Origin of the sequence: Xanthobacter variabilis (assembly GCF_043831965.2) — a bacterium.
GTDB lineage: Bacteria > Pseudomonadota > Alphaproteobacteria > Rhizobiales > Xanthobacteraceae > Xanthobacter.
The window spans coordinates 1668950-1680526 of the sequence record NZ_CM195533.1; the positions used below are offsets into that span (position 1 = coordinate 1668950).

The window sequence follows — 11577 nt, forward strand, 5'->3', positions numbered from 1 at the left end:
CTTGGGCCCAAGGCGCAGCCGGGGTGTGACGCGCACACCGGGCTTGAGCGCATTTTCCGCCTTTTGGCGAGGGCATGGACATGAGGGACGAGACGCACGGGTCCGCGTCGGGCTCGGAGCCGTCTCCCCGATCTGGGAGCGAGAGGCGTGGCCCACGGCCGCCCCTCGCGCCACGGGGACCGGAGCGACCGGTGCCGCCGGACGAGGCGGTATACGCCGCCGTCGATCTCGGCACGAACAATTGCCGCCTGCTGGTGGCGCGCCCCACATCCCGCAGCTTTCGCGTGGTGGATGCCTTTTCCCGCATCGTTCGCCTGGGCGAGGGGCTGACCGCTTCCGGCCGGCTGGGTGATTCGGCCATGGAGCGCGCTGGCGCCGCGCTCGAGGTGTGCGCCGCGAAGATGGTCCAGCGGGGCGTCACCCGCGCCCGGGTCATCGCCACCGAGGCGTGCCGCGCCGCCGTCAATGGCGAGGATTTCTGCGCCCGCGTGCGCGAGCGCACGGGCCTCGACCTGGAAGTGGTGGATCGCCGGACCGAGGCGGGCCTTGCCGCCGCCGGCTGCGCGCCACTGGTGGATCCCCACAGCGACGGGGCGGTGCTGTTCGACATTGGCGGCGGCTCTACCGAGGTGGTGTGGCTCGGCCGCCGGTCTGCGGGTGATGATGGCCCGCCGCGGGCGCGCATCCGCGCCTGGATCTCAATGCCGGTGGGTGTGGTGTCGCTGTCCGAGCGCCACGGCGGCGTGCGGGTTTCACCCGATGTGTTCCGCCACATGGTGGCGGAGGTGCGCGGCATGCTGGAGGGGGTGCGCGAGAGCTGGGGCCTGCGTCCGCCCCATCGCATGCACCTGCTCGGCACCTCGGGCACAGTGACGACGGTGGCGGGCATCCATCTCGGTCTGGACCGCTACGACCGAACCCGGGTGGACGGCACCTGGCTCAGCGACACCAGCATCGCCGATGTGGTGGACCGGCTGATGGGCATGTCGTTCGAGGAGCGGGTGGCCAATCCTTGCATCGGCGCCCAGCGGGCGGATCTGGTGCTGGCGGGCTGCGCCATCATGGAGGCGGTGCGCGAGGTGTTTCCGGCGGAGCGCCTGCGCGTGGCCGATCGTGGTTTGAGGGAAGGCATGCTGGTTCAATTGATGCGGGCCGATGGGGCCTGGAGGCGGCACCGCCGCGCCGAAGGGGGCGCGGCGCCAGCCGATGCCCCCGCGCCGGGCGGGCATGGCCGCGTGCGGGGCGGCGGCGATCGCGCCGCGCGCAGAAAGGATGCACGGCCGTGAGCACCCCCACCCATGGCCCGGACGGCCGCCCCCTGAAGGTGCGTGTGAAGACCGCGCGCGGCCGCACCACCTCGTCCCAGAAATGGCTGCAGCGCCAGCTCAACGACCCCTATGTGGCCCGCGCCAAGCGGGAGGGCTGGCGCTCGCGCGCCGCCTTCAAGCTCATCGAGATGGATGAGAAGGCCAAGCTGCTCAAGAAGGGCATGCGCATCGTCGATCTCGGCGCGGCGCCCGGCGGCTGGAGCCAGGTGGCGGCACGCAAGATCGGGCTCGATGCGGGGCACGGTAAGATCGTCGGCATCGATCTGTTGGAGATGGAGCCCATCGCCGGCGTCCATTTTGAGCAGATGGACTTTTTGGCCCCCGACGCGCCCGAGCGCCTGCTCGCCATGCTGGACGGGCCGGCGGACCTGGTGATGTCGGACATGGCGGCCAACGCCACCGGCCACAAGAAGACCGACCATCTGAAGATCGTGGCGCTGGTGGAGCTGGCGGCGGACTTCGCCCGGCAGGTTCTGGCTCCCGGCGGCGCCTTCCTCGCCAAGGTGCTGCAAGGCGGCACGGAGGGGGCGCTGCTGGCCGACCTGAAGCGCGACTTCGCCCAGGTCCGCCATGTGAAGCCGGCCGCCAGCCGCGCCGATTCGGCCGAGCTTTACGTGCTCGCCACCGGCTATCGCGGCAAGGGCGTGGCCGAGGAAGGTGGCGACGAGCAGGGTGGGGACGAGCAGCGCGAGGCTGAGGAGAGCGGGCACCTGGCTGACTGAGGGCGGACGCTGCGGGTCGCCTGATCACCGCCACGGAAGGCGCGCGCGGATGCACGGTCCATCGGTCGGCCCGGGCGGGAGCTGTTGCGGCTGGGCCGCCTCCGGCCGGGGCGGACGGACTTGGCAGCCGGACTTGGCAGCCGGCCTGGGCAGCCCTCTGGTCTCCGGTCCGCGTTACGCATGGGTGCGGTGGTTTCCGTGTGGAGCGGGACGCGGTCCAGTTAACGGAAATACGAAAACAACGGGCGAGGCCGCCTCAGCGTTTCCATGACAAGCTGAAATATGCCGCGCCCGCGGCTCGCCGCCCAGGGGGAGCCGCGGGGCAGGCTTCGGGCATGCCTGGGCTGGCCGGCTCAGTGCTGCTCCACCTGGCTGCGCGGATCGGGCAGGTTGGGCCGCTTGGCGCGCAGCTCGGTGCCGGCATTCTTCGGCAACAGCATGAAGTGGAACACGCTGAGGGCGCTCACCACAGCTACCACCAGGAAGGCCACGTTGAAGTCCTGCTGGGTGACGTGGACCTGCTCCTGCCCGCCGCGCATCATTTCCAGCACCAGTCCGGCAAGGGCGACGCCGGTGGAGAGCGAGACCTGTTGCGCCACGCTGGCAAACGAGGTGGCGCGGCTCATTTCCTGGTCCTGCACCTCGGCATAGCTCAGGGCATTGAGGGCGGTGAACTGGAGCGAGCGCAGGAAGCCGCCGAGCAGCAGCAGCGCCACGATGAGCCAATAGGGCGTGCCGGAGGTGAAGAAGGCGCACACGGCGATGAAGCCCGAAGACACCACCGCGTTCACCGTCAGCACCCGCTTGTAGCCCAGAGCGTCCAGGATGCGCGCCGCCGTCATCTTCATGACGATGGCGCCCGCCGACGCCGAGAAGGTGATGAGCCCCGAGGAGAACGGCGACAGGCCATAGACCAGCTGCAGCAGCAGCGGCAGCAGGAAGGGCAGGGCGCCGATGCCGATGCGGAACAGCGAGCCCCCCACCACGCAGGCGCGGAAGGTGGGGTAGCGCATCAGCTTCAGGTCGAGCACCGCATGGGGCGTGTGGTGGGCATGGTGGACATAGGCGGCAAGCGAGATGGCGCCGATGCCCAGCACCGTCAGCACCACCCACAGCGGCACCAGCTCCTGCCCCAGCACGGCGAAGCCGAAGACCACGCCCGCCAGGCCGACACCGGAGAGCACCAGCCCTTTCAGGTCCAGGGGCGGCACATCCTCGGCGCGCACGTTCTCGATGAAGCGGGTGGCCAGGAACACGCCCAGCACGCCGATGGGCACATTGATGAAGAAGACCAGCCGCCAGTTGAAATAGGTGGTGATGAAGCCGCCCAAAGGCGGTCCGATCACCGGCCCCAGCAAGGCGGGAATGGTGAGCCAGGCCAAGGCCGAGACCAGCTCGGACTTCGGCACCGCGCGCAGGATGACGAGCCGGCCCACCGGCACCATCATGGCTCCGCCCAGGCCCTGGATGATGCGGTACAGCACGAAATCCGCCAGCGAGGTGGACAGCCCGCACAGCACCGAGCCCAGGGTGAAGATGACGATGGCGGAGCGGAAAACCGTGCGCGCGCCGTAACGATCCGCCGCCCAGCCGCTGGCGGGAATGAAGACCGCCAGGGAGAGCAGGTAGGAGGTCAGCGCCAGTTTCAGCGCCACCGGGTCCTCATGCAGATCGGCGGCGATGGCGGGCAGGGATGTGGAAATGACGGTCGCGTCCACCTGTTCCATGAACAGGGCGCAGGCGACGATCAGGGGAATGAGAACCTGCGGGGGCAGAACGAGGCGCGGCACGGGGGCATCCTGACGGCGTGCCGCTTCTTTAAGTCACTTTGCCCGAGGGATGAAGAGGCCATGGGGCCGGCCCCTGCGGCAGGGGGCGAGACCGAAGTCGCGTGCCGGCTGCCAAATCGCTCGGCCGAAGCCCGTGGTGGGGGCCCTGAGATGGCCGGGCGAAGGAAGGCCGGCGCGGCACGCGCGAATTTGCCGGGTCGCCGCCCTAGGGGGACGCTTGCAGCGCCGACGATGCCGCCCATATGCGCAGAATGGAAATGTGTCGCGCCCATGGGGCGAGGGCGGAGGTGCGAACCCGATGATCTATATTCTCGCCGCCCTGCTGCCGCCGCTGGGGCTGTTGCTGAACGGCCAGCCGATCTCGGCCGTGGTCAACCTCGTCATGATCGTGCCCTGCGTGCTGCTGGGGCTGGTGTTCGCGCCGTTTCTGCTGCTGCCGTCCGCCCATGCGGTGATTTCGGTGCACATGAAGCGCAATGACCGCTGGCAGCGCCGCATGCTGGAGGCCATCGCCAAGCGCGACGCCCCTCCCGGCGGGCAGCCCTGAGGCGAGTCGCGCGGGGGCTTCTCAGCGATTGGGGCAAGAGGGGTACGAGAGCGCTACAGGGGCAAGGGGGTCCAAGGATGCGCGATGCGCGCCCGAAAGGTGCGCTGTGGACATTCTCGTCCTGGTCGGGTTGAGACCCGAGGCGCGACGTGTCCCGATGGCGTCGGCGGCCTGTGCGCGTGTTCCGGTTTCCACTTCGCTCGGAAACGCTTGAGGCCAAAGGGCCGAGCGCCGTGAGGGCGGCCCTGTCGCGTCCGGCGTGGAAGGTCGGGCCTGAGCCCCACACACGCCCAAAAGGCAACGCCACGCGCCCGAGGGCGCATGGCGCAGGGTTTTACGGACTCAGAAGAAGCGGCGGCCGCCTTCTTCGTCCTGACCGGGCTCGCGGGTCAGACGCGGCGCCTCATCGCGCCGGATGAAATCCGAAAAAGGGTCGCGAGCGTCCTCCCGGGCGCTGGCAGGGGCAACTTCGAGGGTCTGGGGACGGGCGACGGGAGCGGCGGCCGGGCGGGCATTGGTGACCGGAACCGCGCGGCTCGAATCGGTGGTGCGCGAGGCCTTCGCGTCCAGCCACGGCAGCGGGAACGGGGAGGCGATGAAGGCCACGCCGTCTTCCTGCTCCCAGGCGATCATGTAGACTTCCTCGTCCACGGGCATGCCGGGCAGCGAGAACATCTGCGGCGCCTCGCGCGCCGATCCGGTCCAGCCCAGGGAATGGGCGAGCTGGAAAGCCTCGTCCAGGAAGCTGCTCAGGGCCGCCAGGCGGTCGGCGCGCAGGTTCTGGATGAAATCCACGTCCAGCAGGCGGCGGAGATAGGTCTCCACGCTGTCCCCCGCGGCCCATTGGGCACCGGTGGCGAACTGGTACACATATACGCGCGGGTTTTCCATCACTCAGCTCCACCCCACAAGGACATCGTCGACCCCAGCGTGCCCACTTCTCCTTCGGATGCGGATGACGATTGGGTCTGGCCGAGTTTCTTGTACCGTCTTGTCGAGCGTTTTCAAAGAGACAGCCGGTGGATCGCCTGTTCGGAGGGGGCCCGGGCGGCTTTGGCGGTAGGTTTCAGCCCTTCGCGCAAATGATTGAGATCAAACTGTTTTTATGGAGATGGTAGGTATCGGGGCAGGTCGTTAACCACTTGTTTACGAAACCGCCCGGGCCGGTGGAGAACACCCCTGAGGGCCCGTTCACCGCGTTCTCGGAGGTGGCATGGGACGCCTGGTCAGCGCTCGCCGGCCTTGGCGGGGTCGTTCCAGCGCGCGGCCGCGTCGTCGTCGGAGCTCTTCGCCGCCACCCACCCGCCGGTCGCGGCCGCGCCGCGCTCCTCCTTCTTCCAGAAGGGCGCGCCGGTCTTCAGCCAGTCCATCAGGAATTCGGCGGCGGCGAAGGCGGCGGCGCGGTGGGCGGAAGCGGTGGCCACCATCACGATGGGCGCGCCGGGCACGATGCGGCCGAAGCGGTGGATGATGACCGCGCCCTGGAGAGGCCAGCGCCGGCGGGCTTCCTCGAGGTGGCGGGTGATTTCCTCCTCCGCCATGCCGGGATAGTGCTCCAGCACCAAGGCGGTCAGCGGTGCCTCGCCGGCGTCAGCCCGGCACAGGCCGGTGAAGGTCACCAGCGCGCCCACATCCGTGCGGCCGCTGCTGAGCCGGGCGGCTTCGGCCGGGGCATCGAAGGGCTCGGCCTGTACCCGCACCTCGAAGATGTCGCCGGCCATGGCTCAGCCTCCGGTCATGGGCGGGAAGAAGGCCACCTCGCGCGCGCCGGCAATGGGCGCGTCGGGCTTCACATGGCGCCGGTCGAGGGCGGCGCGGACCACCTTGGGGTCGGTGAAGGCAGCGGCGTGGGCCTCGTCGCGCGCCGCCAGCCAGCGGGCGAGATCGGCCACGCTCACCACCGCGGCCGGCGGATCGAGCTCTTCCTCGGCAACGCCCACCCGCTCGCGCAGCCAGGCGAAATAGAGGATCCTCACCGCTCGTCCTCCACCAGATGGCGCGCGCCGGCGCGGAAATAATCATAGCCCGTGTAGAGGGTGAGCACGGCCGAGATCCACAGCAGCGTCAGCCCCGCCAGATTGATGCCGGGCAGCAGCCGCTCGCCGGCCTGGCCGGTGATGAGCACGCCCACGGCCACCAGCTGCACCGTGGTCTTCCACTTGGCGAGCCGCGACACGGGCACGGATACGCGCAGCTCCGCCAGGAACTCGCGCAGGCCGGAGACCAGGATCTCCCGGCACAGGATCACGATGGCGGCCCACAGCGACCAGCCCCGGATGGTGCCGTCTGAGGCCAGCATCAGCAGGCAGGTGGAGACCAGAAGCTTGTCGGCGATGGGATCGAGCATGCGGCCGATGGCCGATTGCTGCTGCCAGGCGCGGGCGAGGTAGCCGTCGAAGAAATCGGTGATGGCGGCGGCGATGTAGAGCGCCAGCGCCACCCAGCGCAGCCACAGGCCGCCATGCAGGATGTCCGACCAGAACAGGCAGGCGGCCACCAGCGGCACCGCCACGCAGCGCGAATAGGTGAGCAGGTTGGGCACGGAAAGGGCATGCCCCCGGCCGGGGGAGGGGGAAGGGCGCGTTGCGGCGTCGGCCATGCTTGTCACTTCGCAGAGGCGATAGGGGGTCGCGGACCCCCCTTCTTATTCCGCCGGGAGCGGAGGGGAAACCCGCTTGTGGCGGCCGGCGGCTCAGGCCGGCGGCTTCTCGTGGAAATAATCATAGACCGCCTTGGCGGTGGCGGCATTGATTCCGGCCACTTGTTCCAGGTCCGCGAGGGAGGCGCGCTCGATGGCCTTCAGGGTGCCAAAATGGCGCAGCAGCGCGCGTTTGCGGGTGGGGCCCACCCCCGCAATGGCCTGCAGCCCGGCTTCCGTGATGTCCTTCTTGCGCCGCGCGCGATGGGAGCCGATGGCGAATCGGTGGGCCTCGTCCCGCAGGCGCTGGATGAAATAAAGTACCGGGTCGCGCGGCTCCATGCGGAACGGCGGATGGCCGGGAATGAAGAACTGCTCGCGCCCCGCTTCGCGGTCGAGCCCTTTGGCGATGCCCACCAGCGGCACCTCGGTGATGCCCAGTTCGTCCAGCACCTCGCGCGCCACATTGAGCTGGCCCAGGCCGCCGTCGATCAGCACCAGGTCCGGCCAGGGCGAAGCGCCCTCGGCATCGGGCAAGGGGCTGTCGGTGTCGGGGAGCTCGGCGTCCGGCAGCTCGGTGTCGGGCGGCTCGGTATCGGGGGTGTCGACTTCCGGCAAATCGGGCTGGTCCGCCAATGGCTCCGGAGCGGTCGCCGCCGTCACCTCGGCTGGCTCCTCCTCGGCGCCAGGGCGCGGGGCTTCCTTCAGCAGGCGGGAGAAGCGCCGGCGCAGCACCTCGCGCATCATGCCGAAATCGTCGCCGGGGACGATGTCCGTCGATTTGATGTTGAACTTGCGGTACTGCGATTTGCGGAACCCCTCGGGCCCCGCCACGATCATGCCGCCCACCGCATTGGTGCCCATGATGTGGGAATTGTCGTAGACCTCGATGCGCTGCGGCGTGCGGGGCAGGTCGAAGGCCTTTGCCACCCCCTCCAGCAGCCGGGCCTGGGTGGCGGTTTCGGCCAAAGTGCGGCCCAGCGCCTCGCGCGCGTTCTGAAGGGCGTGGTCCACAAGATCGCGCTTCTCGCCCCGCTGGGGCACGGCGATTTCCACCTTGAACCCGGCCTTTTCGGACAGCGCCTCGGCGATCAGCGCCTGTTCCTCCACCTTGTGGGACAGAAGGATGAGGCGCGGGGCCGGTTTGTCCTCATAGAATTGCGAGAGGAAGGCGCCCAACACCTCCGATTCGTCCAGGGAGCGGTCGGCGCGGGGATAATAAGCGCGGTTACCCCAGTTCTGCCCGGTGCGGAAGAAGAACACCTCGATGCAGGTGGCCCCGCCCTCCTGGTGGCAGGCGAACACGTCGGCCTCCTCCACCGAGCGGGGATTGATGCCCTGGCTGCCCTGCACGGCCGAGAGGGCGGCGAGACGGTCACGCAGGCGCGCGGCGCGCTCGAACTCCAGCACCTCGGCCGCCTGCTCCATCTCCTTGGCCAGCTCTTCCTTGATGGCGCGGGAGCGGCCGGAGAGGAAGGCCTTCGCCTCGCGCACCAATTGGGCGTAATCGGCGGGCGCGATCTCGCCGGTGCAGGGGCCGGCGCACCGCTTGATCTGGTGCAGCAGGCAGGGGCGCGAGCGGTTTTCGAAATAGCTGTCGGAGCACGAGCGCAGCAGGAAGGCGCGCTCCAGTGCATTGATGGTGCGATCCACTGCCCACACGCTGGCGAAGGGGCCGTAATAGTCTCCCGGCCGGTTGCGCGCGCCGCGATGCTTGGTGATCTGCGGGGCATCATGGTCGGCGGTGATGAGAATATAGGGAAATGACTTGTCGTCGCGCAGCAGAACATTGAAGCGCGGCTTCAATTGCTTGATGAGGTTCGCTTCCAGCAGCAGCGCTTCCGGCTCGGTGCGGGTGGATACGAACTCCATGGAATGGGTGGCCGCGATCATCCGCGCGATGCGGTTGGTGTGGCCCACGGGGCGGGTATAGCTGAGCACCCGTTTCTTGATGCTCTTGGCCTTGCCCACATAGAGCACCGTGCCGTCCGCCCCCAGCATGCGGTAGACGCCGGGCCCCGCGGGCGCGAGCTTCACCGCCCGCACGATGGCGGCGCGGCCAAACGCAAGCGTCGCCTCGGCCGGGGCTTCCGCTTCATCCGTCAGCTCGATGAGCGGGATCTCAGCCGGCTCCGCCTCCGGACCCGCCGGCGGCTGCTCGCCTTGCGCCGCCGCGTCGCGGGGCGCGGCCGTCACGCTTCTGTTCGGCCCGCCGGGGATGGCGGGTGCGGCGTCAGAAAGCTGGAGTTCGGGTGGGTCCTTGGGGCGTCTGCCGGTCATGGGCGCAACTTAGATCATTTCCCCATTCCGCGGAAACGGGGAAATGATCTAATTTGTTGACTTAACGCGCTTTCTCCACGCGCGCTGGGAGCCCTTCCACCCGAATGCGCTTGCGCCAATCGCAGGTCGCAGGGGCCTTGCGGCAGCCACCGCACTCTTAAGCAGCGGTCAACCATTCGAGCGCAAAAGCGACGCCCGAATGCGGCCTGGCGGTCGTGGGCTGTAAAAATATACATATAAATCAATCGCGTATGGGATTTACCCCGCGTTCAGCATAGGTGGTGGGAGTTGGGGGTTTGCCCGATTTGGTCAGCTTTCGGCGCTCAAATTGAGGGCGAAACCAGCAGCCCGCTGTCGTCTTGCACTCGGGTGGGCGCGACAGGTTGCAGGGGCAGGGTGTGGGTTGAGTATCCGGAGGTAATTACGCTTCGGAATATCGCATTCACGCCTTTTGTCTCTGGCTGTGCAGCCTGTGGACAGAATATTACCTTCCAAAGTTTCAACTATCTGTTCAGTTTTCGGGCGCATTGGAAGGTATCGCAAATAAGGCGCAACTGTGGTCATGCCCATGTTGGGCCTTGTTTGACAGAGTGGCGGCTGAGTGTTGTAAGGAACGGGAAACGTTTTGCCACATCTCAGCCGTTTTTGATTTATCCGGTGTGGCGCAATCGCTACAGACGTGCGCGGCTCCGGTCTGTATGAAGTCTCCCATGGTCGGCCGTCGCTTTCGGGCGAGCCGAAATGAAGCAAGAAGGTATTCGTCATGTTGAAGCGTGCCCTCCTCGGCGTGTCCGCCCTGGCTCTCCTGGCTGGCTCCGCCTCTGCCGCTGATCTCTCCGGCCGCTATGCTTATCCCGTGAAGGCCGCCGTGGTCCCCGTGCCGATGTTCTCCTGGACGGGCTTCTATATCGGCGGCAACGTGGGCTGGGGCTGGGCCGACAACGCCTTCGACTACACCACCGGCGGCTTCTCCTACGGCTATGACGTGGGCAATTCCAACGGTGTGTTTGGTGGTCTGCAGGCCGGCTACAACTTCCAGTTCGCCAACAATGTGGTGCTCGGCGCCGAGGCGGATCTGGAATTCTCCGACATCAGCAACAGCAACCTGCTGCTGGGCGGCCCGGTGGGCGGCAACATGGTGTCCAGCAAGGTGGACAATTTCGGCACCATCCGCGGCCGCGTGGGCTATGCCTTCGACCGGTTCCTGCCCTACTTCACGGGCGGCGCGGCCTGGGCCAACACCTCTCTCGACGCCCCGTGGGGCCTCAGCCAGAACAGCACCCGCTGGGGCTGGACCATCGGCGGCGGCGCGGAATACGCGATCACCAACAACTGGACCGTCAAGGCCGAGTATCTCTATCTCGACTACGGCAACAAGAACGTCACCTACATCAACGGCGACACCGCCACGAGCGGCCTGAACATGAACACTGTGAAGGCCGGCGTGAACTACAAGTTCTGATCGCCGCGCATCTGAAAAAAGGGGGCTCTCCGGCCAGTGCCGGGGAGCCCCTTTGCTTTGGGCGTCGCTGCCGTTTTGATGGGTCGCGGCACGCACCGCGATGCCGCCGCCGGCGTCGTCCTTAGTGAGCACCCCCCAAAGTGAGCCCCCCAAAGTGAGCCCTCAAGTGAGCCCCCCAAAGTGAGCCCTCAAGTGAGCCCCCTAAGTGGGTGCTCAGGTGGGGGCTTCAGGGCCCCGCTCTGGCGCCGCGCGAGCCTGGGCTCGTGGCATGCGCGGCCCACGCGCCCTAGCGTCAGCCGCGCGGGGCGCTGCGCAGGGGAATGGGCTGGGCGGTGCCGCTCTCGTCACGGATGGAGAAGCGGTAGCGGCCGTCCGCCTCGCGCTCAACCTCGTAGACGAGCCGGCCGGTAACGCGGTTTTCCCGGTCGAAGGTGAGCACGCGCGGCTTCAGGGCCGGGATCTCCTCCTCGCTCACATAGACCGAGTTGCAGATGATGACCTCGTCGCCGGGCTGGCAGGTGCGGGCGGCGGCGCCATTGAGCACGCAGCAGCGCGAGCCGCGCTCGCCCAGGATGACATAGGTGGAGATGCGCGCGCCGGAGTTGCGGTTCCAGATCTCCACGAATTCCATCGGCAGAATGCCGGCTTCCTCGCAATGGTCAGGGTCGAGGGTGATGGAGCCGTGATAGTTGAGGTCGGCTCCGGTGACGGTGATGCCGTGAAGCTTACCGGCGACAATCTTGCGCATGGGGGATCCTGCCCGTTTTTCGCGATGCTGCATCGCGCGTGGCGCGTCCCTTAATCTCATGG

General features: G+C 67.8%; 11 protein-coding genes. 4 read left to right on the forward strand and 7 right to left on the reverse strand.

The genetic code is table 11. The features are described 5' to 3' along the window. The first annotated feature begins 191 nt into the window (after nucleotides 1-191). The gene (locus tag V5F26_RS07335; RefSeq protein WP_394055102.1) at nucleotides 192-1286 is read left to right on the forward strand and encodes a Ppx/GppA phosphatase family protein; all 1095 of its coding nucleotides are present in this window, start codon (nucleotides 192-194) and stop codon (nucleotides 1284-1286) included. Then, entirely contained in the window at nucleotides 1283-2050 is a 768-nt protein-coding gene (locus tag V5F26_RS07340; RefSeq protein ID WP_394947036.1) for an RlmE family RNA methyltransferase, read from the forward strand. The genes V5F26_RS07335 and V5F26_RS07340 overlap by 4 nt, the downstream gene beginning before the upstream one ends. 353 nt (nucleotides 2051-2403) lie before the next feature. Here V5F26_RS07340 and V5F26_RS07345 read toward each other — a convergent pair whose 3' ends face one another. After that, nucleotides 2404-3840, reverse strand: coding sequence for an MFS transporter (locus tag V5F26_RS07345; protein WP_394055098.1), 1437 nt, complete (start codon nucleotides 3838-3840; stop codon nucleotides 2404-2406). Nucleotides 3841-4138: 298 nt separating this feature from the next. On the opposite strand from V5F26_RS07345, the gene V5F26_RS07350 reads away from it, so the two are divergent. Further along, on the forward strand, nucleotides 4139-4387 hold the full coding sequence (locus tag V5F26_RS07350; protein WP_234051590.1) for a hypothetical protein: 249 nt from the start codon (nucleotides 4139-4141) through the stop codon (nucleotides 4385-4387). Nucleotides 4388-4729: 342 nt separating this feature from the next. On the opposite strand, the gene V5F26_RS07355 is transcribed toward V5F26_RS07350, so the two are convergent. The 5 genes from V5F26_RS07355 to uvrC all read right to left on the reverse strand — a co-directional run bounded on the left by V5F26_RS07355 (nucleotide 4730) and on the right by uvrC (nucleotide 9305). Then, nucleotides 4730-5278: a hypothetical protein gene (locus V5F26_RS07355; protein ID WP_234051589.1), complete on the reverse strand. Its 549-nt coding sequence runs from the start codon at nucleotides 5276-5278 to the stop codon at nucleotides 4730-4732. A gap of 335 nt (nucleotides 5279-5613) precedes the next feature. Further along, nucleotides 5614-6108 (reverse strand): molybdenum cofactor biosynthesis protein MoaE, encoded by a 495-nt coding sequence (locus tag V5F26_RS07360; RefSeq protein ID WP_234051588.1) that lies wholly within the window; start codon nucleotides 6106-6108, stop codon nucleotides 5614-5616. A gap of 3 nt (nucleotides 6109-6111) precedes the next feature. Next, nucleotides 6112-6363: a molybdopterin converting factor subunit 1 gene (moaD, locus tag V5F26_RS07365; RefSeq protein ID WP_234051587.1), complete on the reverse strand. Its 252-nt coding sequence runs from the start codon at nucleotides 6361-6363 to the stop codon at nucleotides 6112-6114. Further along, entirely contained in the window at nucleotides 6360-6986 is a 627-nt protein-coding gene (pgsA, locus tag V5F26_RS07370; RefSeq protein WP_234051586.1) for a CDP-diacylglycerol--glycerol-3-phosphate 3-phosphatidyltransferase, read from the reverse strand. The genes moaD and pgsA overlap by 4 nt, the downstream gene beginning before the upstream one ends. Before the next feature lie 93 nt (nucleotides 6987-7079). Continuing rightward, complete coding sequence (gene uvrC / locus V5F26_RS07375) at nucleotides 7080-9305, reverse strand: excinuclease ABC subunit UvrC (RefSeq protein WP_394947037.1); 2226 nt, start codon at nucleotides 9303-9305, stop codon at nucleotides 7080-7082. A 763-nt stretch (nucleotides 9306-10068) separates the two neighbouring features. On the opposite strand from uvrC, the gene V5F26_RS07380 reads away from it, so the two are divergent. Further along, nucleotides 10069-10767, forward strand: coding sequence for an outer membrane protein (locus V5F26_RS07380; RefSeq protein ID WP_394055093.1), 699 nt, complete (start codon nucleotides 10069-10071; stop codon nucleotides 10765-10767). 292 nt (nucleotides 10768-11059) lie between these two features. On the opposite strand, the gene panD is transcribed toward V5F26_RS07380, so the two are convergent. Beyond that, nucleotides 11060-11515: an aspartate 1-decarboxylase gene (gene panD / locus V5F26_RS07385; RefSeq protein ID WP_234051583.1), complete on the reverse strand. Its 456-nt coding sequence runs from the start codon at nucleotides 11513-11515 to the stop codon at nucleotides 11060-11062. Between the last annotated feature and the right edge of the window lie 62 nt (nucleotides 11516-11577).